The organism is Bacillus sp. FSL K6-2971 (genome assembly GCF_038006405.1).
GTDB lineage: Bacteria > Bacillota > Bacilli > Bacillales > Bacillaceae > Bacillus > Bacillus pumilus.
Genome location: NZ_JBBOVD010000001.1, coordinates 3,327,806 through 3,353,375 on the forward strand (window position 1 = coordinate 3,327,806; position 25,570 = coordinate 3,353,375).

Here is a 25,570-nt window from a genome sequence, read left to right on the forward strand (position 1 = left end):
AATTAGTCTTCTTTTGTCATTTCTTCATATTGCTCAGCAGTCATCAAGTTCTCAATTTCAGATGTATCAGCTGGCTCTACCACGATCATCCATGCTTTTTCGTATGGAGAGTCGTTGACGAATTCAGGGCTGTCATCCAGCTCATCGTTCACTTCGACGATTGTACCGTTGATCGGTGCGTAAAGCTCAGAAACTGTTTTCACAGATTCTACACTTCCGAAAGGCTCGTCCGCTGTAATTTTGTCTCCTACTTCAGGAAGCTCAACGAACACGATATCGCCTAGCTCAGATTGAGCAAAATGCGTAATACCGATACGCACCTTATCTCCTTCTACTTTGACCCATTCATGTTCTTCTGAATAACGTAAATCTTTTGGTGTGCTCATTCAATACCCCTCCAGTCTTTTCTTTCAATCTATATTGAAGATACCACAATCTGAATGAAAGTTACATCATTTCCAGACGCTTTTAAATGTATCTTCATTAAATCCAACTGTGACTCGTTTACCGTCTGTTGTAATCGGACGCTTGATCAGCATTCCGTTAGATGCGAGTAATTCGAGCTGCTCGCCTTCTGACATTGCAGGAAGTTGATCTTTCAGCTGTAGCTCTCGGTATTTCTGTCCGCTTGTATTAAAGAACTTCTTCAGCTCTAAGCCGCTTTTTTCGTAAAGCGCTTTTAATGTTTCTTTATCAGGCGTCTCTTCGACGATATGTATGCTGTTGATGTCTTTATTGTGTTCTTCCAGCCATTTTTTTGCTTTTCGGCATGTACCGCAAGATGGGTATTCATAAAAATCTAAAGCCACTATTTTCACCTCCTGCAAGTAGTGAGAACATTTTATCACAAAATATTTTAAAACCCTAAATGTATGCTTACAAAAAGGTGCGGAGTGATATCCGCACCTTTTAAGCCGTCTTATACGATATATTTCTCTGCTTCAAAGATTCGTTTCGCCACTTCGCGCTTTTTGGCGATGACATTGATCGGGGTGAATCTTGTCAGTTTGCGAAGAGCTGACAGATTCATGCGGAGTGAATCTCCTTCTTCCATCGCGATCAAGGATTCTTTTGCATGGGCTTCAATTTTTAAGAAGGCTTCCTGCGTGAAAATTTGTGTGTAAGCAAGCTTTTGAGTATTCTTATCTAGCCCTGATGCAGCGATTGCCTTTTCAGTACGCAGAATCGCCGATTCAACAGCAAACAGTTCATTGACGATATCCGCTATGTTCACAAGAATCTCTTGCTCTTTGTCTAATGCTTTTCCATACTTCATCGCCGCCATTCCAGATACCATTAAGGCGATCTTTTTCGCATGGGCGAGCAAGTATTTTTCTTGATCGAGCGGCTGATCACCCGGCTCTTCCGGCATCATCATCATGAGCTCTTCCTGTAAGGTTTGCGCTTTTTGAAGCAGCGGAAGCTCTCCCTTCATCGCTTTCTTCAAGAATGTGCCTGGTACAAGCAGACGGTTGATTTCGTTTGTCCCTTCAAAAATACGGTTAATCCGTGAGTCACGATAGGCTCTTTCGACCTCGTATTCTTGCATGAATCCATATCCGCCGTGAATCTGCACACCTTCATCCGCAATATAATCTAAAGTTTCAGAGCCAAGCACTTTACAAAGAGAGCATTCAATCGCATATTCTGCAATGGACTGGGCGATTTTTTTGCCGTCCTTTTGCTCTTCTTCACTTAATAGGCCCATGCGCTGTTCAAATAATCCGACTGTGCGGTAAACAGCACTTTCCATCGCATAGAGCTTTGCCGACATGTTGGCTACTTTTTCACCAATTAAGCTAAATCGAGAAATAGGCGTTTGGAATTGCTTACGCTGATTTGCATATTCTGCCGATAATTGAATGACACGTTTTGACGCACCAACTGTCCCGACAGCCAGCTTGTAGCGTCCGATATTCAAAATGTTAAAGGCAATGACGTGACCTCTGCCAGCCTCACCTAGTAAATTCTCCTTCGGCACTTGAGCATCTTCAAGTATTAATGTTCTCGTCGATGACCCTTTAATGCCCATCTTTTTCTCTTCAGGTCCCGTTTGGACACCTGGAAAATCCTTTTCTACGATAAAAGCAGAGAAGTGTTCACCATCAATTTTCGCATATACGACAAAGACGTCGGCAAATGCGGAGTTTGTGATCCATTGTTTTTCACCATTCAGCACATAATGAGTTCCGGCTTCATTTAAGACCGCAGTTGTCTTTGCTCCAAGGGCGTCAGAGCCTGATCCTGGTTCAGTGAGGGCGTACGCTGCAATCGTTTCTCCAGAAGCGAGTCCAGGAAGATATGTTTCCTTTTGTGCTTGATTTCCAAACAGCACGATGGGCAGAGATCCAATGCCTACATGGGCGCCATAGGAAAGCGAGAAGCTCCCTGCTCTGGAGAATTTCTCGGTAATAATGGCTGAACTAATTTTATCTAATCCAAGTCCGCCGAATTCTTCAGGCACGTCAGCTCCTAGCAGCCCAAGCTCTCCAGCCTTTTTGAGAAGCCTGACGGAATGCTCAAATTCATGGTTTTCAATTTGATCTATATATGGAACAACGTCTTGTAAAATATAATCCTCTGTTGTCTTTCCAATCATTTGATGCTCATCAGAGAAATCCTCTGGTGTAAAGATATGTTCATAATTCGTCTCATCAATTAAGAAGCTTCCACCCTTTTTTACTTCTTCCATTGCTTTCATTCTGATTTCCCCCTTTAGATCAATTCAAAAATTCCTGCTGCTCCCATGCCCCCGCCGATACACATTGTGACAATGCCAAATTGCTCGTTTCGCCGCTTCATTTCATGAATGAGTGACAGTGTCAGTTTCGTTCCTGTACAGCCGAGCGGATGTCCTAGCGCGATTGCCCCGCCATTGACATTCACTTTCTCTTCATCGATTCCTAAATGACGAATGACTTGAATGGCCTGAGAGGCAAACGCTTCGTTTAATTCAAACAGCCCGATATCCTTCAGCTCAAGTCCAGCGATTTTCAGCGCACGCGGAATGGCTTCAATCGGACCGATTCCCATCACCTCAGGCGGTACACCACCAACAGCAAACGCCCGGAACTTGGCAAGAGGCTGAAGGGAAAGTGAGGATGCTTTCTCACGATCCATCATCATCACACATGCAGCGCCGTCACTTGTTTGTGAAGAGTTTCCTGCGGTCACCGTGCCTTTTGTCGAGAAAGCCGGACGCAAAGTAGAAAGAATCTCTTCCGTTGTCCCTGCTCTCACGCCTTCATCCTGTGAAAACTTGAATTGATGTTCTTCTAATTGATATTGCTTCCCTACCCGACGCTCTGTTACATCAACGGATACAATTTCATCTGAAAACTTTCCATCCTGTAATGCTTTGGCTGCCTTTTGATGACTTCTTACCGCAAAGGCGTCCTGATCTTGACGTGTGACCTGATACTTTTGCGCCACCTGCTCTGCCGTGTGTCCCATGCTCATATAGTATTCAGGCGCTTGCTCTGCCAAATGAGCATTCGGACGAATGGAGTGACCCATCATTGGCACCTGTGACATCGATTCGACTCCACCGGCTAAGATTGTTTCTGCCTGACCGAGCATGATTCGTTCACCCGCATAAGCGATTGACTGAAGACCAGATGAGCAGTAGCGGTTAATGGTGATCGCAGGTACTGTATACGGAAGCCCTGCTAATGCTCCAATATTACGAGCCACATTTAACCCCTGCTCTGCTTCTGGTGTTGCACATCCGATGATCAAATCATCTATCTGTCCGTCGTAATCACCGGCACGCTTTATTGTTTCTTTTACACACAATGCGCCCATATCATCAGGCCGAACATGTTTTAACGATCCTTTTTTCGCCTTCCCTACTGGTGTTCTCGCGCCAGCGACAATGACTGCTTCTCTCATTTTGACTCCCCCTTAGTTACGTAAAGGTTTTCCTTTGACGAGCATGTGCTGCATGCGTGCTTGTGATTTCACTTCTCCTACAAGACTTAAAAAGGCTTCCCTTTCAAGCTCTAATAAGTATTGCTCCTCTACCTCTGTTCCAAATGGCAGTTTCCCGCCGGAAATAACATGAGCTAATTTTTTAACAATGGTCATGTCATGCTCTGAAATGTATCCAGACAATCTCATATTTTCGGCCGCCAATATCATTGCTGCATAGCCTGTTTCTCCCATGACGGGCACCTTTTGCTTGAGCGGCGCACGATAACCCGCTTCATCAAGAGAGAGCACAAGTTGTTTCGCATCATAGATCAGGTGATCTCCGTTCATACTGATTCGGTCACTCGCGCGAAGCATGTTCATATCCCTCGCTTCCTCTGCCGAAGTGGACACTTTCGCCATTGCAATTGTTTCAAATGTTTTCATCGTGGCGTCTTGTATAGCGGTCTCTGGCGGCTTAGCTGATCCTTGAAGATGGCGAAGGTATAATTCTTTGTTTCCACCGCCGCCTGGAATCAGTCCAACTCCCGCTTCGACAAGACCCATGTATGATTCGCTGGACGCCTGAATAGCTGCTGCCGGCATACAAACCTCAGTTCCGCCTCCGAGTGTCATACCAAACGGAGCAGCAACGACTGGACGGTCGCTATATTTCACCTTCATCATTGCCTGCTGGAAGCGGCGGATCACAAAGTCAATTTCAAAGAAATTATCGTCCTGAGCTTCCATTAAAATCAAAGCAAGGTTAGCACCAACACAGAAGTTCTTCCCTTGGTTTCCGATGACAAGCCCTCTATAATTCTGTTCCACCTCATCGACAGCGCGATTGATCATGTCAATGACATCTAGTCCAATGGCATTGCTTTTGGAGTGAAATTCGAGCAAGGCGACATCATCACCGATATCAATCAAGCTCGCACCAGCATTTTTAAAAATCACGCCCTGCTTCTTTTTCAATCTCGCTAAGGAAATATTCTTGTCGTTTCCTTTTTCCTGTTCATAAGCCCCATTGTGATAAAACGCACGCTCTCCATCAGCATTCTCTTGATAGAATGTATCGTGTCCTTCTGACAGCATGTCTTGCACCCACTGCGGGATGCTGTGTCCTTCTGCTTCCATGCGTTCGACTGCTTTTTTCACACCGATTGCATCCCATAGCTCAAATGGACCGTGCTGCCAGCCAAATCCCCATTTCATTGCGTTATCGATGGACTGAATATCATCCGCAATTTCGCCTGTTAACTGAGCTGAATAAAGGAGCACAGGTGCCGTCATGTTCCAGAGCAATTGTCCTGCACGGCCATCTTGATAAATAAGCGCTTTCAATTTCGCTTTCGTTCCCTTTTGCTGCTTTGCCATCTCAATGCCTGGATCTTTAAGTTTCGTTCGTTCTCCGTATGTGAGCGTCACAGGGTCAAGTTCTAAAATGGACTTTCCATTTTTTTGATAAAATCCTTGCCCTGCCTTGCTGCCAATCCATCCTTTTTCAAGCATTCGTTCAATAAACTCAGGCAGCTGGAAAATATCTTTTTCCTTTCCTTCTACTTGGTCATATACGTTGCGGGCTACATGGAAAAACGTGTCGAGCCCTACAACATCAAGAGTACGGAAAGTCGCGCTTTTCGGTCTTCCAATGAGGGGTCCTGTGACCGAATCAACCTCTCCAATGGTGTATTTGTTTTCAAGCATTTCACGCACTGTCACAAGGAGTCCATAAGTACCAATACGATTGGCAATAAAGTTCGGCGTATCTTTCGCTTCAACGACGCCTTTACCAAGTACATCCTCGCCAAACGTTTTCATAAATTGGAGTACTTCTGGATCTGTTTCTTGAATAGGAATGATTTCTAAAAGCTTTAGATAACGAGCTGGGTTAAAAAAATGTGTACCTAAAAAGTGACGTTTAAATCCCTCTGATCGGCCTTCTGCCATTTTTTCAACCGAAATTCCAGATGTGTTACTTGATACGATACTGCCTTCTTTGCGGTGTTCGTCGATGAGAGAGAATACATGTTGTTTAATGCTGAGCTTTTCAGTGACGACTTCAATGATCCAGTCAGCATCATGTAATAAGGAAAGGTGATCTGTGAGATTTCCCGGTGTGATGTATGATAGGTTTTTTGCTGAAGTAAGAGGTGCTGGCTTTTGCTTTAACAATTTTTTCATCGCTTCTTGACTTAATCTATTCCGAACACTAGGATGATCAAGCGTTCGCTTTTTTGCCGTTTCTTCCTTTGTCAGTTCGTTTGGCACAATATCTAGCAATGTTACTGGTATCCCGATATTGGCTAGATGCGCAGCAATGCCTGAGCCCATGACACCTGAACCAATGACAGCCGCCTTGCGAATATGTTTGCCCATATATATCCCCCTAAACATTTTGAATGAATAGTCATTCATTTTTTGTCCAAAAAAAAGCAATGCCTCTTTCTTTATCTTAAAAGATTTTCCGAAACAGTTCAAGAGCGGATTTCAAAAATTTACACATTCTCATGTGCCTTACTTTGCGGCGTATGAATTAAAGATGAGAGGGCATTGTAAGAATGGAGGTGATGTCCACATGTCTCGTTTGAAGAAAAACCCATCGAAAGCAGGCGTAAGTGCTGCAAGTGTAAAAGGAAACGCAGGTCCATCACAGGAAGCAGACCTAGGCGGCAAAAAGACTAGTCAAAATCAACAATATAAAAAGAATCAGTAAGGAAACAAAATCGTAAGGAGGAACACACCTTGAACAATCAGCAAATGAATATGCCCCCGCAAGTCATTTCAGTGAAGGATTCCTTGTACTTAGAGGATATGCTGAATTGGAACTTGATCGCTATGAAAAAGGCTCACTTTATGGCCGAGCATTGCCAGGAACAAACATTGAAACAAGAATTAAATCAAGTGGGCCAAATGCACCATCAGCATTACACACAAATTCTTCAGCATTTAGGCAGCTCAGGACAAGGCCAGTCTACTGGCTTTATGCAATAGGAGGAAAAAACATGGAACAACAAAACCAACAAAAAATCGGGAATCTTCAAACTCCGGTTCCCACGACAACAAACATGAATGATCGTGATTTTGTCACAGATCTCTTGTCGACTGAAAAATATATGACAAGCGGATACAACACAGCGCTCAATGAATTCAGTCATGAATCTCTTTATCAGGATATTCAGCGAATTGCACTAGAAACTCAGAAAACACAAAGACATTTATATGATGTCATGTTCCGATATGGGTGGTATTCTGTTGAAGCCGCTGAGCAGCAAAAGCTCCAGCAGGCACACCAGAAATTCCAGCAAACACTGACAGAACAATCTCCATACGGACCATCACAGATGTCATAAAGAAAAACTGCCAGTATGGAGCTGGCAGTTTTTTAGCGATCTTGATTCGCTCGATGAGCTTCGTTCATTTGTTTGATCCGCTGAATTGTTTCTTTGATTTCTTCCTTAGCCTCTGGATACGTTTCATTAAAGTGCTTTGCTAGAGGCGGCATACTTTTTGCAATATGAGAATAGATTACCCACTGTTTCACATCTTGTTTCAGTGCGTCTGTTGATTCGCCAAGCAACAGCTCAGTATATTTCTCAAGCAAGCCTTCCAGCTTTTCGTCTAGTTCATTTCCCATTGATCTTCCGCTCCTTTTTTCAGAAAAAAGCCTGACTCTGTACGTAACAGATGTCAGGCTTTTGACATACGATTATCTTGCAGCGAGAAATGTCTCCGCTTGCGCTTGCTGCACAATACAGCGTCCTCTGCCATGCGGAATACATAATGGAGTTCCGAATAGAGGATCTGTTGTCACTTGGCAGTTCATATCAAAGACATTTTTCACAAGATCACAATTAATGACCGTTTCTGGTCTTCCTTCTGCATAAATCGTCTTGTCTTTAATCGCTACAAGGTGATGAGCATATCTACATGCGAGATTCAGGTCATGAAGAACCATGACAATCGTGCGCTGCTCTTTTTCATTTAAGTCAAACAGAAGGTCGAGAATTTCAATTTGATGCGTCATATCTAAATACGTCGTCGGCTCATCTAACAAAATGATATCCGTCTCCTGCGCTAACGTCATCGCAATCCATGCACGCTGCCTTTGTCCACCTGATAATGAATCGACCGTTCGATCAGCAAGGTCTTCCATCTTTGTTGACTTCAGTGCACGATTCACTGCTTCCTCGTCTTGCTTTGACCACTGCTTCAGCCAATTTTGATAAGGATATCTGCCTTGCTTCACTAGCTGATGCACGGTTAATCCTTCTGGCGCTTCTGGTCCTTGCGGAAGAATGGCGAGCTGTTTCGCTACTTCCTTTGTTGGTAATTTGGCAATGGAATGACCTTCAAGCAGGATAGAACCACCCATTGGCTTCATGAGACGGGCCAAAGAGCGAAGTAGCGTGGATTTACCGCATCCATTGCTGCCAATAAATACTGTGATTTCACCCTTAGGGATTGATACATTTAGTTCATCTATGATCATTGTTTCTCCGTAGCCTAAGCTTAAAGCTTCAGTAGAAATGGCACTCATTCCGCTCAAACGCTCCTTTTCTCATGCAAATTTTTTATATGAAATATCGTCTATATATAGACGCAAAAGATCACTTATCTCAATTTAGTGTATCAGATTTAAGTGATCTTGAAAATCATTTTCAATTAAAAAATGAGAAAGTTCCGTTTTACTTCTTCTTTTGGAATGTACGTTTGGTCCCATCTTCAAGCTTAATATCGACCTGAATTCGCTGATAATCATCGTCTAAATTAAAAGCAGCTAATAGCTCATTTACATACGTTTCATTGATCTTCGCACTAGGAATCGACATATCATTTAGCTTCATCTTCATCTCGCGTAATGCTTCTTCACCTTCATAGCGGACACCGTTCATATGATCACGAATAAGTGCTTCTTCTTTTCCTTTCGCCTGACGATAGGTGGCTTCGTATAATTCGCTTTTCTGCCCGTATTGAACATACAGGTGGAGATGCTCAAATGGAAGTTCCTTCATTTGAACCGCTGAGAGACTCTCTGCTTCTGCTTCCTTTGTTTGCTGGAGCGGCTCAATCGATTGGCAGCCAGACAGCATAAAAAGCAGCACTCCTATTTGTCCCGCCTTCTTCCAACACATCATGTGCTACCTCCTATTTCTTATCATCGCTTTTTATTCTTCTCCATCCTTCTTTTCGTTATTCAATAAAAGAGCGGGCTATGGTAAATTGAAACAAAAAGGAGGTACGAGATGATGAAAAGGACAGCCATTGTAACTGGTGCCAATAGCGGCTTTGGCAAGCTCATCACGATAGGTCTCGCCAAGCAAGGCTATAAAGTGATTGCAGGTGTCAGGCAGGAAGCCAATGCAAAAAAGCTTGCTGAAGAAATCGAGCAAGCCTCGTTATCCGCATCGATACATATTGAAGCATTAGATGTGACAGACACGCAGTCAATTCAAGCATTTCAGAAAAAGCTACATGCTTACGCACCCATTACCCTGCTTGTCAACAATGCGGGAACAGCCTATGCGGGTTTTGCTGAAGAGGTTCCAGTTAACACGTACCGCCACCAATTTGATGTCAATGTCTTCGGAGTCATGGAAGTGACACAAGCCGTCCTTCCGCTGATGACAAATGGTGCAAAGATATTCAATATGAGTAGCATCAGCGGATTAATGGGAATGCCCGCACTTTCTCCTTATGTATCCTCCAAGTTTGCTTTAGAGGGCTACACAGAGAGCTTACGCATTGAACTGGCCTCGTTCGGTATACAGGTAGCCTTGATCGAGCCAGGCTCTTTCCAAACGAATATTTGGAACACGTCTATGAACGAGCACATGTTGCAGCCAGAGGAAGGCTCGAAATACATACACATCTATCAAAAAATGATGGCTCATATCAATGCCCAGAAATCAAACTACGGGGACCCGCGTGAAGTCGCAGATCTTGTGATTCGATTAGCCGAGAAGAAGCGACTGAAAAAGCTGAGATATCCAATTGGGAAAGGAGTGCGGTTTTCATTTACAGCAAAGCAGCTCCTGCCTTGGAGCATGTGGGAAAAGATCATATTACGTACACTCTCTTCAAAAAAATAAGCATAAAAAAACAGGTAGACCTTTAACGTCCACCTGTTTTTTCATTTATTCAGTTTCAGACTGTCCGAGGGTAATGTCTAGGTTCTTGTTTTTCCCTTCACGAATAACAGTCATTGTCGTTTTATCGCCGACTTTTGTTTCTTTGTACAAAATTTCTTTCAGCTGAGAGCTATTCGCCACGTTTTTTCCTTTAAACTTGATGATGACATCTCCAGACTTCAAGCCTGCTTTTTGTGCAGGTGATCCTTTTGATACATCCTTTACGTAAATCCCTTTGCCGATTTGTTTATCAAATAGGCCGAGCGTATTTTCTTGATACGTTTCAGGCACTTGCTCAAGGTCAATCATTTGTACGCCAAGGTAAGGACGTTCAACCTTTCCGTTTTTCAACAGCTCATCTACAATCGGTTTGACATCGTTACTTGGAATTGCAAAGCCAAGTGATTCCACACCGCTTTCGCTAATTTTTAAGCTGTTGATACCAATGACTTGACCATCTGTATTGATAAGCGGTCCACCGCTGTTCCCTGGATTGATCGCTGCATCTGTTTGCAGTACATTCATTTCCACCGTACCAGACGATGTGTTCGCTTCAACTGTACGATCAAGACCACTAATAATCCCTTCTGTCACAGTACCAGAGAACTGGGCACCAAGCGGGTTCCCAATTGCGATCACTTTGTCCCCAGCACGGAGCTTAGAAGAATCACCAAAGCTCGCCACTTTATCAATGCCGTCTGCATTGATTTCTACAACAGCTAAATCTGTCATCACGTCACTGCCGACAAGCTTCGCTTCTTTTGTTTTTCCGTCATAAAGTGTGACTTTCAGTTTATTGGCACCCTCGACTACGTGGTTATTTGTAATAATGTACGCTTTTTTGCCATCTTTTTTAAAGATGACACCAGAACCCGTTCCAGCTTCAGCTTCTGTTGAATCACCGCTAAGGCCAAACGAATTTTGGGTAGATTGATAGTTTGAGACTCCCACAATGGTTGGCTCTAAATCTTCTACCATATCAGAGACATTCGTGGCATTGGTAATTTGTTTTGTTGAGAAATTTTCAGAAGCTGCAGGTTCACTTGACGCTGTTTGCGTTTGAGTGTTTGCTGCTGTGTCCTGTGACTGCGGCAAAAGCGGTGTAATGCCAAGCACAAGGCCTCCGCCAATAATTCCTCCAAGGATCGGACTGAGCCATGCTGCTTTCCGCTTTTTCTCCTTTTTCGACACACGGTCATCCCCCATTTGAGGAGAATGGTTTGTCACACTCTCCTGAGTGGCAGAAGCTTCTTTTTCATGAGGTTGAAAAACGAGTTCCTTTTCTTTTTCAGGTTCGTCTATTTGTTTCTCATTCTCTTGATGTACATCTTCTTGTTGATTCAGCTTCTTCTCTTCATCTTCTCTTCGGAAATCCATCGCTTACACTCCTTTACATCATGTTCATGACTTGCTTGATTCATATGTGTAGATCGGACTCATGTCCTCTTAATGGCAACATCATTGAAAATACTACATGACAATATGTCAAATTATATAATACTTATTCATAGAAAAAAAGCAAGGTGCGCACATTCGTGAAAAGCACCTATTGATCTGCCTTTTATCTATGCCCTTTTTTCCCTTGAGCTTATCATAAACAAACATTATGGGATAATGATGAGAAGAATATGTGAAATTGTGAAAAAAGCATGTGATTGTTGACATGCCGCCTTTGTATCCCGTTATAATGACGGTGAGAGGATGTGGAAGACTTTGTCGTACACCATTTATTTAGTGGAAGATGAACAAAACTTAAACGAACTTTTAACCAAATATTTAGAAAGTGAAAATTGGAATGTCTCCTCTTTTTTAACCGGAGAAGCGGCACGCGAAGCAATGAATAAGCCGCCGCATCTATGGATTTTAGATATCATGCTGCCTGATACAGATGGCTACACACTGATTAAAGAAATCAAAGCCGCATCACCTGACGTACCGGTCATTTTCATTTCAGCACGCGACGCAGATATTGATCGTGTCCTCGGTTTAGAGCTAGGAAGCAGTGACTATATTGCGAAGCCGTTTCTTCCGCGCGAGCTGATCATTCGGGTGCAAAAGCTGCTTGAGCTTGTGTACAAAAACAGCGATACTCCGCAGCAGCAAAGTGTCACACCCGTCTCCTCCTATGTCATTCATGAGGATGTAAGAGAGGTGTATGAAGGAGATCAGCTGATTAACTTAACTTCTAAGGAATTTGACTTGCTGCTTATATTTACACATCATCAAGGACATGCTTTTTCTCGTGAAGATATTCTCGTCAAAATTTGGGGACACGATTACTTCGGGACAGATCGTGTGGTGGATGACCTTGTCAGACGATTGCGCAAAAAAATGCCCGACTTAAAGGTCGAGACCATCTATGGATTTGGCTATAGGATGCTAAAAGGATGAAGAACAAACCACTCGCTTTTCAAATTTGGATCGTCATCTCTGGTATTTTGCTCACCATCTCGATTGTCCTGATCATTCTATTTTCCAATACATTACGAAATTTTTTCACGAATGAAATTTATAAAAATATCGAAAATGAACAACAGGTTCTCACAGAATATCCGTTGAACCGAGACGGCTCGCCAAAGTCGACACCTGAAAACCGCTCGGTGCAGCACATTCTGATTCCGTCAGATGAATTAAACCAAATGGCGCAGTTTTTCCCGCACGCCTTTATTGAGAAAATCCAATCCTTTGTGAAAAAACAAAAAAGCGCAACGAAACGCTATTCTGAAGAGGTGAATGGCCAGCACATCTTTTTTGTCATCAAAAAAGTATCAACAGGCAATACACAATATATTCTTTTGTCTTATGCGCCAGACTCTTATCGAGATGACCTGTCCTTTACGCTGTTTAAACAGCTGATCTTTATCTTGGGCACCGTTATTTTATTAAGCTGGATTCCATCGATTTGGCTTGCCCGCTACTTATCCCGTCCAATCGTTGCGTTTGAAAAGCACGTGAAGCGGATTGCACAAGAGGACTGGGACGATCCTGTCATCGTTGACCGGCAAGATGAAATCGGAAAGCTTGGTCATACCATTGAAGAAATGAGACAAAAACTCATTCAAAAGGATGAAACAGAACGGACTCTTTTGCAAAATATATCACATGACTTAAAGACACCTGTCATGGTCATCCGCGGCTATACGCAGTCGATTAAAGATGGTATTTTTCCTAAGGGAGATCTTGAACAAACGGTGGAAGTCATTGAAGGTGAAGCGGAAAAGCTTGAGAAGAAAATCAAGGATTTGCTGTACTTAACAAAGCTTGATTATTTATCAAATCAACACCCTGCACATGCTTCCTTCCTACTGAGTAATACGATGCTGGAAGTGGTCGACCGAATACGCTGGTCGAAAAATGAATTACAGTGGAACGTGGACTTAGATGATGAGGCTACTCTTGAAGGCGATCCAGAACAATGGAGCAAATTATTTGAGAATGTACTAGAAAATCAACTTCGCTACGCAAAAAGGAAAATTGATATTCAAATGAAACAGGAAGAGGATCAAATACGCATTGTTATTCGTAATGACGGTCCTCCAATTGAAGAACATATGCTATCCAACCTATACGAACCTTTTAGTAAGGGAAAAAAGGGCGAATTCGGTATTGGATTAAGCATTGTCAAAAAAATTCTCTCCATGCATCAAGCGTCTATATCAATTGAAAATGATGATCTAGGTGTACGTTATACGATCACGGTACCAAAGAAGAGACTGTAGGTTTTTGATCGCAGTCTTTTTTAGATGAATGAATACCCATTGAAATCACGGTATGTGGCTTTGATTTTCTTGCCAGCTTGATACATCCATTTCTTTTCAATGGTTGTCTCTTTCGGCATTTTGACTTTTTCTACTTGAATTCCTTTTGTTTGCAAGCGTCTCATCATATCATCGATTTCTCTCATGGAACATCATCCTTTCACATTTTTTGACCAGTTGGTCACCTTACTTTATAATATAAAGAATTACACTGTAAAAAACAAGTTACAATCTGATTAATTTTTGAAAACTTTCGTCGTTTATGACCGATAAGTCACATCTCTTTGCGCACGTTTCCTAAGACATTTGTCTCTCGGTAAGAAAGGATGACATTCATATTGAAGAAGAAAGAGAAAATGATCATTGAGGCCGGCATGAAATTGTTTGCCAGTAAAGGCTACAATACAACGTCTGTTCAGGAAATTGCGGATGAATGCCACATGTCAAAGGGTGCTTTTTATCTTTATTTTAAATCAAAGGAAGCACTGCTCATTTCAATCTTACATTACTATTACGATAAGGTATTTACCCGGATCCATGAGGTTCAAACAGAGGGAGGCACACCAAAGGAAGCCTACCGTAAGCAGCTCACTGTCTACTACGATAATATCTTGCAGCAAAAGGATTTTATTAAAATGCAGCTGAGCGATCGAGCACTGCCAATGAATGAAGAAACGCAGCAGCTCGCAAAACAAATCAGACTTGCCACCATTCAGCTTCACATTGATAACATTAAGCAGGTATATGGAGATGCAGCGATTCCTTATATGGCTGATCTTTGTTTGACGATTGAGGGAATGAGCCACGTTTATTTCGAGCTTGCGATTTTATATGATTTTCAGCTAGAGGCTGAGGAGCTAGCCGCAACGATGATTCACCGTATCGATGATTTGATGGGCGGTATGATGGAGCGACATGATCTTCCGCTCATCTCTGTAGATCAAGCGAGCGATTGGTTTGGTCCTATTTATGAACGGTCATTCGACCCGCTGACAGAATCTCTTTTAAAAGAATTAAGAGAGCAGGCTGAAGCACACTATGAAGTGAAAGACGAGCCTGATTTATTTGAAGCACTCGGCATTCTAGAAAATGAATTAAACAAACAGAAACCTAGACAAGTCATCGTGAAAGGCATGCTGCATCAATTAAAATTATACGCACCGCTCCAAACCCACTCTGAATCACTTTTGCGTATTTTGAAAGAAGATCATTTGTAGAACCCAAGGCACAACCTTGGTTTCATTTTTGTCCACATCACGTTCAATGAAAAAAACCAGGGGCAGCCGCCCCTGGTTCTTATTTTGCTTTCGGTGTCACCATTTCTTCTGGTTTCACAAACTCTTCAAACTGCTCTTCTGTTAACAGCTCTAATTGAAGTGCTGCTTCTTTTAACGTTAAACCTTCTTTGTGAGCAAGCTTTGCAATTTTCGCTGCATTTTCATATCCGATGTGCGGGTTAAGTGCCGTCACAAGCATCAATGAATTGTTCAAGTTTTTCTCGATTGTTTCTAGGTTTGGTTCGATTCCAACTGCACACTTGTCATGGAATGAGTTCATACCGTCAGCAAGTAATTCAACTGATTGCAAGAAGTTATAGATGATAACCGGCTTAAATACGTTCAGCTCAAAGTTTCCTTGGCTGGCAGCAAAACCGATCGTTGCATCATTCCCCATAATCTGTGCTGCAATCATTGTTAAAGCTTCACTTTGAGTTGGGTTGACTTTACCTGGCATAATGGAGCTTCCTGGCTCATTTTCAGGAATGATCAATTCACCAATTCCGCAGCGAGGACCACTTGCCAGCCATCTCACATCGTTGGCAATTTTCATTAGATCAGCTGCAAGTGCTTTTAGGGCACCGTGTGCATACGTAATTTCATCATGGCTTGTCAGCGCATGGAATTTGTTTGGTGAAGAATTGAATTTTTGACCTGTCAGCTTGCTGATTTCCTCAGCGACATATTGACCAAACTCAGGATGTGCGTTAATTCCTGTACCAACAGCTGTTCCGCCAATCGCAAGCTCTCTCATTTTTTCAGTTGATTCTAGAATCATTTCTTTTGAACGGTCCAGCATGTACACCCAGCCGCTAATTTCTTGACCTACTGTCAGTGGAGTTGCGTCTTGCAAATGCGTACGACCGATTTTAACAATCTCTTGATATGCTTTTGCTTTCTCATCAAGAGTCGCTCTTAATTGATCAATCGCAGGCAATAATTTTTTGTACACAGCTAAAACAGCTGCCACGTGCATAGCAGTTGGGAATGTGTCATTTGAGCTTTGGCTGCGGTTGACGTCATCATTCGGATGAATGCTGAACTCACTATTTTTATCTTTCAAGTAAACAGTTGCTCTATTTGCAACGACTTCGTTCATATTCATGTTACTTTGTGTCCCGCTACCTGTTTGCCATACAACAAGCGGGAAATGCTCGTCATACTTTCCGCTGATGATGTCATCACATACAGCAGCAATTGCTTCTGCTTTTTCGCTCTCAAGGTTGCCAAGACGTTCGTTGGCAATCGCTGTGCTACGTTTCAAAATTGCAAACGCATTCACAACTTCCTTTGGCATTTTCTCAGAACCGATTTTGAAATTTTCTTTGCTTCGTTGTGTTTGTGCACCCCAGAACTTGTCCTTTGGCACCTTGATTTCGCCCATTGTATCTTTTTCGATTCTAAATTCTGTCATTATGTATCCCTCCATAGCTTTATACACTCAACTCTATTCTATACAAAAAACCAAAATCCTTTAAGCGTTTTCAATTAAAATTTTATCTTTATTTTAATTTTAGTTCAATATAAACGCGGACATCTTTCGAATATTTGTATTTTGGGTTCGTTTTTCCGTAATCCTTTGATGTATATGTCACTTCATAATGCTTGTCAAACGACTGTAGAATACGGTCAATCTCCTCTTTTGTTCCTGCTAAACGAATTTGTGCCATCTTGTTTCCTCCAAAACCCTCATTCTTTCTTTTACCACAAAATAATGTAACACAGAATATTGTTTTTTCAAGCAGGTAATGCTAAGAAAAAGTTATTTGAGGCGGGTGATCATTTTGAATCAGACTCCATTGAAAGAGCACTTATACGATAATCTCTCCGTCATTCTCCCTCAATTAAAGGAAATGGATGATTTAGTCCATGAGAAAAAAACGCTGCCTCACGGGCAGGTTGTTTACTATTTATACATAAAAGAAATGAACGAAAAGATGGAGATTCAAACCTTTTTAAAGCTGCTTCTCCAAGATCATACGTCTCTTACAAAAGAGAAGCTGGAATCTAATTTATCCATGATGACGACACGTTCGGTGAAGACCTCTGAAGAATTGGTCGATGCGATTTTTGAAGGGCATTGCGTGGTGCTGATTAATGGATTTCAGCATGCGTATATTTTAGAAACGAAGGGAACAAAGAAACGCAGTTTAGGGGATTCTACATCTGAAACAGTCGTAAGAGGGCCGAAAGTTGGCTTCATTGAAGATTTAAACACGAACTTAGCTCTCGTGCGACAGCGCTTGAAAAACCCTGACCTCAAAACAGGTAACATGAAGATCGGGGAAAAGAAATACACCCAAGTGACCATCATGTACATTGACGGTATCGTTGAAACCTCTGTTTTAAAAGAGGTAAAAAAACGGCTCAAACAAGTCACCATTGATGATATACAAGACTCTGGTGTTCTTGAGGAGCTCATTGAAGACAATGTGTATTCTCCTTTTCCGCAAATTCAAAACACAGAACGGCCTGATAAAGTCGCCTCTGCTTTGAACAATGGGCGAGTCGCCATCTTTGTCGATCATTCGCCTTTTGTATTAATTGTACCTGCTTCGCTCGCGACGATTATGCAATCACCGGATGATTATTATGAAAGATGGATCGCCGCCTCTCTCATTCGTATGCTGCGGTTTACCTCAATTTTTCTGACATTATTTTTATCAGCCATTTATATTGCGCTTGTGTCGTTCCATCAAGGACTTTTACCAACAACTCTAGCTATTTCGATCTCAAGTACAAGAGAAAATGTCCCCTTTCCGCCTATTGTGGAGGCACTCATCATGGAGATGACGATTGAGCTTCTGCGGGAAGCCGGCTTAAGGCTGCCAAACCCGCTCGGTCAAACGATCGGACTTGTTGGCGGGGTTGTCATTGGGCAGGCAGCCGTTCAGGCTCATATTGTGAGCTCAATCATGGTAATTATCGTCAGCGTGATGGCCCTTGCGTCCTTTACTGTTCCTCAATACGGGATGGGCATGTCCTTTCGTGTGCTCCGCTTTGTGTCCATGTTTGCTGCGGCTACCTTTGGTTTATACGGGATTGTGCTGTTTATGCTCGTACTCCTTACTCATCTCACACGGCAAAAAAGTTTTGGCACACCATATTTCTCACCAGATTTTGTGTTCAGCTATAAAAACGAGGACAATTCCATTATTCGATTGCCCTTAAGAAATCAACAGAAAGGAGAACGAGATGGTCAATCATAAAGAGTCGATATCAAGCTATCAGGCAAGTGCCATTATTGCAAATACAACACTAGGCGCAAGTATGATGATTCTGCCAAGAGCAATGGCTCAGGCTGCGGCTACACCTGACGGCTGGATTGCACTCTTACTCATGAGTGTCATTTACATTGTGTTTATTTTTGCAAATGTCCTGATGATGAAAAAAGTCCCCTTCTCCTCATATTATGATTATACGAATGAGGGTCTTGGAAAATGGATTGGCACGCTTGCCAACCTCTTGATTATTATTTATTTTCTTGGCGTTGCTAGCTATGAAGTACGGGCTATGTCGGAAATGGTGAAGTTCTTTCTGCTTCAAAACACACCTGTAGCGATGACAATGATCAGCTTTATTTTGGTTGGTTTTTATCTTGTCATTGGAGGGATTGGTGATTTAGCCAGGCTATTTCCTTTTATTCTGATTGTGACGCTCATCATCTTATTTGTCGCTTACGGACTGAGCGTGCAAGAATTTAAGCTAGATAACCTCCGTCCCGTTTTAGGAGAGGGATTCTCCCCTGTTTTCAAATCTTTGAACGCATCAGCCATTTCGTTTGTAGGCATTGAAATGATTCTGTTTATGCCTGCCTATTTGAACACGCAAAAACACACCTTTGCTTATGGTACAGTCGGCTTTTTGATTCCTGCGATCATCTATATTTTCACCTATATTCTTGTGGTTGGTGCGTTCACGGTGAAAGAAACGGCGACTTTGACTTGGCCGACCATTGCCTTATTTCAATCATTTGATATTCAGGGGATTTTTATTGAACGAATTGACTCCTTTTTGCTTATCGTTTGGCTGATTCAGCTTTATACAAGCTTTGTCGGATATACATTTTTTGCTGCAATCGGGGTGTCTAAACTGACCAAGTTTCCTAAAAAAGTGGTCCTTGTTTTAATGGGAATTGTCATTTACTTTGCAGCGATTTTCCCAAAGGATGTCGATACAGTGCGAAATTATTTAACCTATGTGAACAACCTCTTTTTCCTGCTGTTCGGCATTCTCCCGTTTCTCTTATTCATTATCGTGTTTTTCAAAAGGAGGCGGAAAACAGCATGAAAAAGAAGGCAGCTTGTGCTCTTTTGACGCTGGTTCTATTAAGCGGTTGCTGGGATAGTACAAATATTGAGGAGCTTAACATGGCGATTGGATTTGCAGTAGACAAAGGGGACCAAGGGAATAAATTAAAGGTATCTATGCAAGTCCTCGTTCCTCAAAAGATCTCTCAGGAATCAAACATCAAAGACCCTACGAAAATCATTGAAACAAACGGGGATTCTGTGCATCAAATATTCCTCACAACGGCGCTGAAAAGCCATCGCATTTTCGCACAGCAGCTACGGGTGTTTTTGTTTTCTGAGGGACTCATCAATGAGAATGATTTCGACCTCGTCATTAATCAATTCATTCGAGACAATGAAACGAGGAGAGGAGGCCTCGTCTTTATGACCTCTAAGAATCCTGGAGACATGCTGAAAATCAATGACGAGGGACAGCCAGCCTCTACGACCTTATACGATCTTTCTGAGAATAGAAAATCGACCATTCTCATGTTTAAGACTGTCTCATTAGGAGATATTTCTTCTGCCATGCAAAACAATGTATCTTTCGCTATTCCGAAAGTCAGCGTCGATCAAGGAAAATTAATGATCGATGGAGCCTCTATTATTAAGAATAAGCGATTTCTCACCAATATCTCTCCGTTAGCAGTACAGTCATACAATCTGTTAACTGGAGATGGACTGGGTGGAGTCATTGAATTTGAATATGAACACAGCATCTACTCTTTTGAGATTTTCAAACTCAAGCACCATATTAAAACCAATAAATCAGCCAACGGAAAATATCAATTTGATGTGTCAGTGGAGCTTGATGGACGATTGTCTGAGGATTGGAATGAACGTGAAAACGCTTTTAATGAAAAGTATCTCAGAGAAATTGAAGGCGTTGTCAAGCGTCGATTAGAGACAAGCGTTAAAGATTTCATCGGTGAATTACAGCATGAGATCAAAGCAGATATTTGTGGGTTCTATCAAAAGGCGAGTATTGCCTACCCGAAGGATTTTCGAAAAGAAGCAAAACATTGGGATGAAATTTTTAGTGAATCAGATATTCGTTACAAAGTAAATGTGAAAATCCGTGACTTCGGGACTAAGGGCGCAACACAATCCTTATAGAGTATGTTAAAATGGTAAGAAAAAAAGGGTGTCAATCATGAAACGAGCTTTACTTTCGGCCGGCATTCTATTTTTGATTCTAGGAATACTCCTGTTAGTCGTTGTATTCATGCAATCAAAAGAAGATTTCTTCATTGAAGCCGACAGCTTTTCGAGCACATTTTTGATCGTGATTTATTATGGACAAACCCCTGCGCTCCTTCTTGTTGGAGGCGGTATATTCGTCGGACTTTCACAGATCATTGGTTTGCAAGAGAAAAAGGCAGCATTGGCAAAGGAGAGCGTAAAGCTATTATCCGAGATGAAGAAAGCCCTAGAAGACAAATCGGCCGAGGAGCAGGAGGCTTTTCCAGTTCCTGAGCTCCATCAACTATCCGAACGTCCGATCACAGGACAGAAGGACTAAATTTACGCATGTTCTAGCAGCTTTCTTTTGAAAGCTGTTTTTTTTATTTTATTGAATCAGCTTATGACGATGCGCATACACAGCCGCTTGCGTCCGGTCTTCTACATCGAGTTTGGAAAGAATGTTTGTAATATGTGTCTTCACTGTTTTAATTGTAATAAATAGTTCCTCAGCGATGACTTTATTCGATTTCCCATCGGCAATCAGCTTCAAGATTTCCATTTCCCTTGCTGTTAATGCATCATGAAGGATCGATCCATTTGAGGAATGACGAAGTTTATTCATCACCTTTCCAGCTACTTTTGACTCTAGTCTTGGTTCGCCGATACTTGCAGACCGAATGGCATCTGCAATTTCTCCTGCCTTGGATGTTTTTAACAAATAACTTAAAGCACCTGCTTCAATCACTGGATAAACTTTATCATCGTCAATAAAGCTCGTCAGAACGATAATTCGTGCATCTTCAATTTCCTGACAAATTCTATTCGTTGCTTCGATGCCATCCATGCCTTCCATGACAAGATCCATTAAAATGACATCTGGCCTTAATTCAACTGCTAGCTCTACACCTTTTTGTCCATCTGACGCTTCACCAATGACTTCAATATCAGCCTGTGCCTCTAAAAAAGCAGCAAGCCCCATTCTCACCATTTCGTGATCGTCGATTAAAAGCACTCGAATCATCGAACGTTCTCTCCTTTTCCTTCATCAAAAATGGGAACCTTCACATCAATTTGTGTTCCTTTTCCTTCAAATGACATAATCTCTGCGACACCGCCTACTTCACTTGTTCTTTCACGAATTGATTCCAGTCCGTAGGAGGCCGTCTTCACATGATCGGTTTGAAAGCCGATCCCATTGTCGATAATCTTCAGCTGCACCTGCCGATTTCGAATGAGCAGACGCACCGTCACCTTTGTCGCCTTTGCATGCCTGAACACATTTGACAGGGCTTCCTGTACAATTCGGAAGAGGTGATCCTCTACTCCTTTAGACAGCGGAACATCATCTTCTATTTCCCAATCAATATCAATCGGCTGCTTTGCTTGAAATTCATTTAGGAGCTCAATCAAGCCCTTTTTCAAGTCTTTTCCTTCAAGGGTGATCGGTCTGAGATGAAGCAAAAGGGCACGCATTTCATTTTGTGCATCTCCAGCCATTCGTTCGACTAGGCGCATCTGCTTTAAAATCTTTTCATCCTTTTCCTTCATGACTTCAAGAATCGCAGAGGTCATCATTGAAATCGCAAATAACTGCTGGCTGACCGCATCATGCAGTTCTCGTGCTAAACGCTGACGTTCTTCTGAGACGACCGACTTTTTCATTTGCACCTGCCATTCTGCCCGCTCATTCGAGAGCTTTTGCAAAGAGGCTACTTGACCTTCCACTCGTTTCGCCATTTCATTTAATTGATCTGCCGCTAAGCCAATTTCATCGTCGCCAAGAGACGGCAGTCTGTATGCAAAGTTCCCATTTTCAAACTTTAAAATCGACTCTACAAGCTGATCAAGACGCTTTTTATGCTGATAGCCAAATACATGTGAGGCAGAAACCCCAATGGCAAGACTAATGATCAGTAAAATACAAAAAAATGGGATGCCGAACCAGCGGGTAGAGAGGAGAATCATCGGATCAAGCTGATAATAAAAAAACATGGGCAGCATCGTCATGATGACAACACCAAGCGAGATCCCTACTCCAAGACGAATAGATTGCCACTGGATACCTAGATGGAGTTTCCTCATAAGTATCTCACATCCACATCTCCGATCAGTAAAGAGATGGAGATTTTCACTTTTCGTTTGCTCTCATCGTAATTGTCGGTCATCACATACACTTTACTGCCGAATCCGCTTCTTTTTTCATCAATAATTTTCATATCACCAATGGCAGCTGAAGCACTCACACATACTTCAATATCCTGCGGTACGAAAATATCCACATCTCCGATGAGCCCGCTTATCACGATCGTGCTCTCTTCTTCTGCAATGATGGCCTTTGATAAGTCGATTTTGACATCCCCGATAAACCCTGAAATCGTCAAATCACTTAATTGAAACGGCTTTTTCATCAGCCTGACTTCACCGATAAAAAAGTCATGCTCCTTGCGCGGCTTTGTCTGGCTCTTTGTTTTCTTTTGCTCGCCCTCTTTTTCAAGATTGACTTTCAGAGAAGGCTTATCGCCCTCCGGTGCTTCCTTTTTATCGACATCAAAAACGGGTTTGTTTTTCAATAAGCGATAGCCGGCATATATCAAAAAGGCCGCAAATAAATATCCTGTGAGACTAAATGTAATATTGAGCAGGAATTTTAAAAAGAGAAAGCCGGCAAAAATATAGGAAACTGAACCGAGCCAACGTTTGGATCTTGAGTGCAGCCAATAGCCAGCCAGCGCAAAAAACACGGGCCAAAACAATTCGGCTCCGATCCCAATAATTTTGAGAAATAGATTAATACCAAAAATCACGACAATGATGCCTAAAATTTGATTCCTTGAAAAACGCAGTTGACTCGCCTCCTTCCTTTCTTCCGTTCATTACCGCAGCTTTAAGTTTCCACTTGTCATTTCAATATCGACTAAGTGTGTCCCTTTTCCCTGCGTACCTGTAAAGCCTCGACCTTCACTATCTGCTTGATCAAAATGATAGGAGTGATCGACACTTCCACTTGTTTTTTTCACTTTGACGTTAAAATCTCCTTCATCCGGCAGGTTAAATTTTGCGCTGCCTGATGTCATGTGAAAGGAGACAGGTGATTCAATGGTATCAAAGCTTGCCGTCAATCTACCACTCGTCATTTCTAGCTGCATTTCGCCTTTGACATCTTTAATATCGGCACGACCTGAGGTTGCTCCAATATCACTATTTTTCGCATCGATGTGAGACACAGAGAGTCTGCCGGATGTCGCTTTGATTTCGACTTTGTTTGCTGAGAAATTCTCGGCATTGAGGTTTCCGCTTGTTGATTTGAGGATCACATCTTCAAGAGAAAGCTTCCCTTCGCCGTCGATCTCACTGACCCCGCTTCCACCCGTAATCTTCACATTTTTATGATAATCTGTTGGGATTTTGACTAAGAGTTCTCCTTTTTCAAATGAAGAGAAAAACAAGAATCCTTTATTTTCAGCACGGACGTTAAATGTACTGCCTGATTGTTCCGCAAACATTTTCCCTTTTCCACCTACGACCATCACGGAAATATCGGAACGATTTTCAGGTTTTACCTTCACGCGAAATCCAGAAAGAGAAATATCTAATTGATCAATTTCATCTTTTTTCGCTGAAGCTGTTGTGACTGCTTTTTCACGGGAGAAACTCAAATGAAAGAGATCTTCGTTTTTGAAAAGCATCCCAATCATTAAAAAGACACCTACAAGTATACAAATTAGACCAATTAATCGCTTCATTCATACCATCCCTTTATCTTCTGACCTTTTCATTATAAGGAAAAGCGAAACAGAAAGAAATCAAATATCGGAAGAAAAATCCTGCTTTTCTTCCGATCTGCCATTGATTTCTTAGTTTGCTTGCTGCTGCTCAGGCTTCTTCTCCAGCTTGAGCTTCTGCCATTCTTTTTCAACCTCATCAGCATAGTCTAGATGAGCATATGATCCTTGATCCTCAAATTGTGTATAGCTGCCCGCTTTTGTCTCCATTTCTTCGATACGATTCTCCATTCGAAGAAATTCTTTATATGCACTTTCACTATCTACTTTATTCATAGATTCGTTCATATGCTGCTTTGCCTGTGCGGCATTTGCTCTTGCTATGAGTGCCTGCTTCTTGTCTTTAATATCACGCAGCTTCGTTTCTAACTGCTGCAATTGCTCTTTCAGCTCTTTTAATTGTTTCACAGATTGCTGATAAGCTTCCTGATATTCCTGATGCTTTTCTTCAAAATACTTCATTTCTGTGAGCGCTTTTCGTGCTAATTCTTCTTCTCCTGCATGAAATGCCAGCTCAGCCTGCTTCTTTCTTTTATCAGCAAATGCTTCCGTCTCTTCTGCTTTGCGCAGGAAGCCTTGTTGAATCGTTTGCTGTTTGATGATCGCATGTTTCGCTTTGGCAATATCGTCCTCCATATCACGAACGTACTGATTTAGCATGACACGTGGATTCTCCATTTTATCTAAGCCCTCATTGACCGTTGCAACAAACATATCTCTCATTCTTCTGAATACCATTTGAATTTCCTCCTCTTATTTTTTCTTTAAAAAATCTTCCCATTCTTGATCAAATGACGTGTGCATAGGTTCTTCCATTTTCGGTGACGTGTTTGGCTCCATATATGATCTACTTGATGATTCTTTTGCCTGTTCACCATTGATCATCGTCCAGCCGAAGTAGAGAAGCCCCCCAGCCAATGCGATTCCAAGGATAAACGGCAGAGCTTGCACAACGATCATGACACCAATGACTGCTAGAATGACGCCGAAGGTTTTACTGCCTTTTTCATATTTCTTTACACCTACATAGATGAGCCACGCCCCAATCAGAATCGGGATCAGCCCTCCTAGTGAACCACCGAAGAAGATGGATAGACCGACAAACATTAAAATCGAACCGATGATGGTTTTACTTGTTATTTTCATCTTCATGCCTCCTTTCTTGCTCCTTGCTTTTACTATAGTCAAAAAAGAAAGCTGGCAAAACGTGTCGCAGATTGATCTTTCGTTGCG

General features: G+C 42.1%; 29 protein-coding genes. 11 read left to right on the forward strand and 18 right to left on the reverse strand.

Annotated elements, in window-relative coordinates:
• Positions 1 to 2: 2 nt before the first annotated feature.
• The 5 genes from gcvH to MHI33_RS17900 form a co-directional block, all read right to left on the reverse strand.
• The gene (gcvH, locus tag MHI33_RS17880; protein WP_003213614.1) at positions 3 to 386 is read right to left on the reverse strand and encodes a glycine cleavage system protein GcvH; all 384 of its coding nucleotides are present in this window, start codon (positions 384 to 386) and stop codon (positions 3 to 5) included.
• A 66-nt stretch (positions 387 to 452) separates the two neighbouring features.
• A complete protein-coding gene (locus MHI33_RS17885; RefSeq protein ID WP_003213086.1) occupies positions 453 to 809 on the reverse strand; it encodes an arsenate reductase family protein in 357 nt (118 codons plus the stop codon).
• A gap of 110 nt (positions 810 to 919) precedes the next feature.
• Positions 920 to 2,701: an acyl-CoA dehydrogenase family protein gene (locus MHI33_RS17890; protein ID WP_340912878.1), complete on the reverse strand. Its 1,782-nt coding sequence runs from the start codon at positions 2,699 to 2,701 to the stop codon at positions 920 to 922.
• 14 nt (positions 2,702 to 2,715) lie between these two features.
• Positions 2,716 to 3,891: an acetyl-CoA C-acetyltransferase gene (locus MHI33_RS17895; protein ID WP_106067274.1), complete on the reverse strand. Its 1,176-nt coding sequence runs from the start codon at positions 3,889 to 3,891 to the stop codon at positions 2,716 to 2,718.
• Between the two features lie 12 nt (positions 3,892 to 3,903).
• The gene (locus MHI33_RS17900) at positions 3,904 to 6,291 is read right to left on the reverse strand and encodes a 3-hydroxyacyl-CoA dehydrogenase NAD-binding domain-containing protein (RefSeq protein ID WP_340912881.1); all 2,388 of its coding nucleotides are present in this window, start codon (positions 6,289 to 6,291) and stop codon (positions 3,904 to 3,906) included.
• 199 nt (positions 6,292 to 6,490) lie between these two features.
• Here MHI33_RS17900 and MHI33_RS17905 point away from each other — a divergent pair, with 199 nt between their 5' ends.
• From MHI33_RS17905 to MHI33_RS17915, 3 genes are read left to right on the forward strand one after another with little or no spacing between them, the layout of a single operon-like run.
• Entirely contained in the window at positions 6,491 to 6,628 is a 138-nt protein-coding gene (locus tag MHI33_RS17905; protein ID WP_003212904.1) for a YuzL family protein, read from the forward strand.
• Between the two features lie 44 nt (positions 6,629 to 6,672).
• Positions 6,673 to 6,906: a hypothetical protein gene (locus MHI33_RS17910; protein WP_235355586.1), complete on the forward strand. Its 234-nt coding sequence runs from the start codon at positions 6,673 to 6,675 to the stop codon at positions 6,904 to 6,906.
• A gap of 11 nt (positions 6,907 to 6,917) precedes the next feature.
• Positions 6,918 to 7,265 carry a spore coat protein gene (locus MHI33_RS17915; RefSeq protein WP_044140889.1) on the forward strand — a complete coding sequence of 116 codons (348 nt, stop codon included), beginning with the start codon at positions 6,918 to 6,920 and terminating at the stop codon, positions 7,263 to 7,265.
• Positions 7,266 to 7,297: 32 nt separating this feature from the next.
• Here MHI33_RS17915 and MHI33_RS17920 read toward each other — a convergent pair whose 3' ends face one another.
• The 3 genes from MHI33_RS17920 to MHI33_RS17930 form a co-directional block, all read right to left on the reverse strand.
• Entirely contained in the window at positions 7,298 to 7,549 is a 252-nt protein-coding gene (locus tag MHI33_RS17920) for a YusU family protein (protein WP_044140890.1), read from the reverse strand.
• 72 nt (positions 7,550 to 7,621) lie between these two features.
• Positions 7,622 to 8,452, reverse strand: coding sequence for an ABC transporter ATP-binding protein (locus MHI33_RS17925; protein ID WP_340912884.1), 831 nt, complete (start codon positions 8,450 to 8,452; stop codon positions 7,622 to 7,624).
• A gap of 148 nt (positions 8,453 to 8,600) precedes the next feature.
• Complete coding sequence (locus MHI33_RS17930) at positions 8,601 to 9,047, reverse strand: YusW family protein (protein WP_340912887.1); 447 nt, start codon at positions 9,045 to 9,047, stop codon at positions 8,601 to 8,603.
• A gap of 111 nt (positions 9,048 to 9,158) precedes the next feature.
• On the opposite strand from MHI33_RS17930, the gene MHI33_RS17935 reads away from it, so the two are divergent.
• Entirely contained in the window at positions 9,159 to 10,004 is an 846-nt protein-coding gene (locus MHI33_RS17935; RefSeq protein ID WP_223252852.1) for an oxidoreductase, read from the forward strand.
• A gap of 45 nt (positions 10,005 to 10,049) precedes the next feature.
• Here MHI33_RS17935 and MHI33_RS17940 read toward each other — a convergent pair whose 3' ends face one another.
• On the reverse strand, positions 10,050 to 11,420 hold the full coding sequence (locus tag MHI33_RS17940) for a S1C family serine protease (RefSeq protein WP_340912891.1): 1,371 nt from the start codon (positions 11,418 to 11,420) through the stop codon (positions 10,050 to 10,052).
• 336 nt (positions 11,421 to 11,756) lie between these two features.
• On the opposite strand from MHI33_RS17940, the gene MHI33_RS17945 reads away from it, so the two are divergent.
• Positions 11,757 to 12,434: a response regulator transcription factor gene (locus MHI33_RS17945; protein WP_340912893.1), complete on the forward strand. Its 678-nt coding sequence runs from the start codon at positions 11,757 to 11,759 to the stop codon at positions 12,432 to 12,434.
• A complete protein-coding gene (locus MHI33_RS17950) occupies positions 12,431 to 13,762 on the forward strand; it encodes a HAMP domain-containing sensor histidine kinase (protein ID WP_065098051.1) in 1,332 nt (443 codons plus the stop codon). The genes MHI33_RS17945 and MHI33_RS17950 overlap by 4 nt, the downstream gene beginning before the upstream one ends.
• A gap of 20 nt (positions 13,763 to 13,782) precedes the next feature.
• Here MHI33_RS17950 and spxO read toward each other — a convergent pair whose 3' ends face one another.
• Positions 13,783 to 13,947 (reverse strand): anti-adapter protein SpxO, encoded by a 165-nt coding sequence (gene spxO, locus MHI33_RS17955; RefSeq protein WP_278176507.1) that lies wholly within the window; start codon positions 13,945 to 13,947, stop codon positions 13,783 to 13,785.
• Between the two features lie 192 nt (positions 13,948 to 14,139).
• On the opposite strand from spxO, the gene MHI33_RS17960 reads away from it, so the two are divergent.
• Positions 14,140 to 15,018: a TetR/AcrR family transcriptional regulator gene (locus tag MHI33_RS17960; RefSeq protein WP_065098050.1), complete on the forward strand. Its 879-nt coding sequence runs from the start codon at positions 14,140 to 14,142 to the stop codon at positions 15,016 to 15,018.
• Between the two features lie 79 nt (positions 15,019 to 15,097).
• On the opposite strand, the gene fumC is transcribed toward MHI33_RS17960, so the two are convergent.
• Entirely contained in the window at positions 15,098 to 16,492 is a 1,395-nt protein-coding gene (gene fumC, locus MHI33_RS17965) for a class II fumarate hydratase (RefSeq protein ID WP_065098049.1), read from the reverse strand.
• A gap of 88 nt (positions 16,493 to 16,580) precedes the next feature.
• Positions 16,581 to 16,748: a YvzF family protein gene (locus MHI33_RS17970; RefSeq protein WP_003213147.1), complete on the reverse strand. Its 168-nt coding sequence runs from the start codon at positions 16,746 to 16,748 to the stop codon at positions 16,581 to 16,583.
• A gap of 114 nt (positions 16,749 to 16,862) precedes the next feature.
• Between MHI33_RS17970 and MHI33_RS17975 the strand changes: the two genes are divergently transcribed.
• From MHI33_RS17975 to MHI33_RS17990, 4 genes are read left to right on the forward strand one after another with little or no spacing between them, the layout of a single operon-like run.
• Positions 16,863 to 18,287 carry a spore germination protein gene (locus tag MHI33_RS17975; protein WP_340912903.1) on the forward strand — a complete coding sequence of 475 codons (1,425 nt, stop codon included), beginning with the start codon at positions 16,863 to 16,865 and terminating at the stop codon, positions 18,285 to 18,287.
• Positions 18,274 to 19,368: a GerAB/ArcD/ProY family transporter gene (locus MHI33_RS17980; protein ID WP_339160467.1), complete on the forward strand. Its 1,095-nt coding sequence runs from the start codon at positions 18,274 to 18,276 to the stop codon at positions 19,366 to 19,368. The genes MHI33_RS17975 and MHI33_RS17980 overlap by 14 nt, the downstream gene beginning before the upstream one ends.
• Positions 19,365 to 20,486, forward strand: a complete 1,122-nt coding sequence (locus tag MHI33_RS17985; RefSeq protein ID WP_340912907.1) for a Ger(x)C family spore germination protein — start codon at positions 19,365 to 19,367, stop codon at positions 20,484 to 20,486. The genes MHI33_RS17980 and MHI33_RS17985 overlap by 4 nt, the downstream gene beginning before the upstream one ends.
• A gap of 37 nt (positions 20,487 to 20,523) precedes the next feature.
• Positions 20,524 to 20,892 carry a hypothetical protein gene (locus MHI33_RS17990; protein WP_003212877.1) on the forward strand — a complete coding sequence of 123 codons (369 nt, stop codon included), beginning with the start codon at positions 20,524 to 20,526 and terminating at the stop codon, positions 20,890 to 20,892.
• Positions 20,893 to 20,940: 48 nt separating this feature from the next.
• On the opposite strand, the gene MHI33_RS17995 is transcribed toward MHI33_RS17990, so the two are convergent.
• From MHI33_RS17995 to MHI33_RS18020, 6 genes are all read right to left on the reverse strand, one after another.
• Positions 20,941 to 21,576, reverse strand: coding sequence for a response regulator transcription factor (locus MHI33_RS17995; protein WP_340912909.1), 636 nt, complete (start codon positions 21,574 to 21,576; stop codon positions 20,941 to 20,943).
• The gene (gene liaS / locus MHI33_RS18000) at positions 21,573 to 22,637 is read right to left on the reverse strand and encodes a two-component system sensor histidine kinase LiaS (protein ID WP_044140903.1); all 1,065 of its coding nucleotides are present in this window, start codon (positions 22,635 to 22,637) and stop codon (positions 21,573 to 21,575) included. The genes MHI33_RS17995 and liaS overlap by 4 nt, the downstream gene beginning before the upstream one ends.
• The gene (gene liaF, locus MHI33_RS18005; protein ID WP_268508373.1) at positions 22,634 to 23,398 is read right to left on the reverse strand and encodes a cell wall-active antibiotics response protein LiaF; all 765 of its coding nucleotides are present in this window, start codon (positions 23,396 to 23,398) and stop codon (positions 22,634 to 22,636) included. The genes liaS and liaF overlap by 4 nt, the downstream gene beginning before the upstream one ends.
• 30 nt (positions 23,399 to 23,428) lie before the next feature.
• On the reverse strand, positions 23,429 to 24,298 hold the full coding sequence (liaG, locus tag MHI33_RS18010) for a LiaG family protein (protein ID WP_340912914.1): 870 nt from the start codon (positions 24,296 to 24,298) through the stop codon (positions 23,429 to 23,431).
• A gap of 111 nt (positions 24,299 to 24,409) precedes the next feature.
• The gene (gene liaH, locus MHI33_RS18015) at positions 24,410 to 25,075 is read right to left on the reverse strand and encodes a stress responsive protein LiaH (RefSeq protein WP_340912917.1); all 666 of its coding nucleotides are present in this window, start codon (positions 25,073 to 25,075) and stop codon (positions 24,410 to 24,412) included.
• Positions 25,076 to 25,090: 15 nt separating this feature from the next.
• A complete protein-coding gene (locus MHI33_RS18020; protein WP_065098043.1) occupies positions 25,091 to 25,483 on the reverse strand; it encodes a hypothetical protein in 393 nt (130 codons plus the stop codon).
• Positions 25,484 to 25,570 lie beyond the last annotated feature (87 nt).

Excerpts from the sequence above, each read along its gene's own strand:
- gcvH (WP_003213614.1), bottom strand. The coding sequence starts at position 386 with ATGAGCACACCAAAAGATTTACGTTATTCAGAAGAACATGAATGGGTC.
- MHI33_RS17890 (WP_340912878.1), bottom strand. The coding sequence starts at position 2,701 with ATGAAAGCAATGGAAGAAGTAAAAAAGGGTGGAAGCTTCTTAATTGAT.
- MHI33_RS17895 (WP_106067274.1), bottom strand. The coding sequence starts at position 3,891 with ATGAGAGAAGCAGTCATTGTCGCTGGCGCGAGAACACCAGTAGGGAAG.
- MHI33_RS17900 (WP_340912881.1), bottom strand. The coding sequence starts at position 6,291 with ATGGGCAAACATATTCGCAAGGCGGCTGTCATTGGTTCAGGTGTCATG.
- MHI33_RS17905 (WP_003212904.1), top strand. The coding sequence starts at position 6,491 with ATGTCTCGTTTGAAGAAAAACCCATCGAAAGCAGGCGTAAGTGCTGCA.
- MHI33_RS17910 (WP_235355586.1), top strand. The coding sequence starts at position 6,673 with ATGAATATGCCCCCGCAAGTCATTTCAGTGAAGGATTCCTTGTACTTA.
- MHI33_RS17915 (WP_044140889.1), top strand. The coding sequence starts at position 6,918 with ATGGAACAACAAAACCAACAAAAAATCGGGAATCTTCAAACTCCGGTT.
- MHI33_RS17920 (WP_044140890.1), bottom strand. The coding sequence starts at position 7,549 with ATGGGAAATGAACTAGACGAAAAGCTGGAAGGCTTGCTTGAGAAATAT.
- MHI33_RS17925 (WP_340912884.1), bottom strand. The coding sequence starts at position 8,452 with ATGAGTGCCATTTCTACTGAAGCTTTAAGCTTAGGCTACGGAGAAACA.
- MHI33_RS17930 (WP_340912887.1), bottom strand. The coding sequence starts at position 9,047 with ATGTGTTGGAAGAAGGCGGGACAAATAGGAGTGCTGCTTTTTATGCTG.
- MHI33_RS17935 (WP_223252852.1), top strand. The coding sequence starts at position 9,159 with ATGATGAAAAGGACAGCCATTGTAACTGGTGCCAATAGCGGCTTTGGC.
- MHI33_RS17940 (WP_340912891.1), bottom strand. The coding sequence starts at position 11,420 with ATGGATTTCCGAAGAGAAGATGAAGAGAAGAAGCTGAATCAACAAGAA.
- MHI33_RS17950 (WP_065098051.1), top strand. The coding sequence starts at position 12,431 with ATGAAGAACAAACCACTCGCTTTTCAAATTTGGATCGTCATCTCTGGT.
- spxO (WP_278176507.1), bottom strand. The coding sequence starts at position 13,947 with ATGAGAGAAATCGATGATATGATGAGACGCTTGCAAACAAAAGGAATT.
- fumC (WP_065098049.1), bottom strand. The coding sequence starts at position 16,492 with ATGACAGAATTTAGAATCGAAAAAGATACAATGGGCGAAATCAAGGTG.
- MHI33_RS17970 (WP_003213147.1), bottom strand. The coding sequence starts at position 16,748 with ATGGCACAAATTCGTTTAGCAGGAACAAAAGAGGAGATTGACCGTATT.
- MHI33_RS17980 (WP_339160467.1), top strand. The coding sequence starts at position 18,274 with ATGGTCAATCATAAAGAGTCGATATCAAGCTATCAGGCAAGTGCCATT.
- MHI33_RS17985 (WP_340912907.1), top strand. The coding sequence starts at position 19,365 with ATGAAAAAGAAGGCAGCTTGTGCTCTTTTGACGCTGGTTCTATTAAGC.
- MHI33_RS17990 (WP_003212877.1), top strand. The coding sequence starts at position 20,524 with ATGAAACGAGCTTTACTTTCGGCCGGCATTCTATTTTTGATTCTAGGA.
- MHI33_RS17995 (WP_340912909.1), bottom strand. The coding sequence starts at position 21,576 with ATGATTCGAGTGCTTTTAATCGACGATCACGAAATGGTGAGAATGGGG.
- liaS (WP_044140903.1), bottom strand. The coding sequence starts at position 22,637 with ATGAGGAAACTCCATCTAGGTATCCAGTGGCAATCTATTCGTCTTGGA.
- liaG (WP_340912914.1), bottom strand. The coding sequence starts at position 24,298 with ATGAAGCGATTAATTGGTCTAATTTGTATACTTGTAGGTGTCTTTTTA.
- liaH (WP_340912917.1), bottom strand. The coding sequence starts at position 25,075 with ATGGTATTCAGAAGAATGAGAGATATGTTTGTTGCAACGGTCAATGAG.
- MHI33_RS18020 (WP_065098043.1), bottom strand. The coding sequence starts at position 25,483 with ATGAAAATAACAAGTAAAACCATCATCGGTTCGATTTTAATGTTTGTC.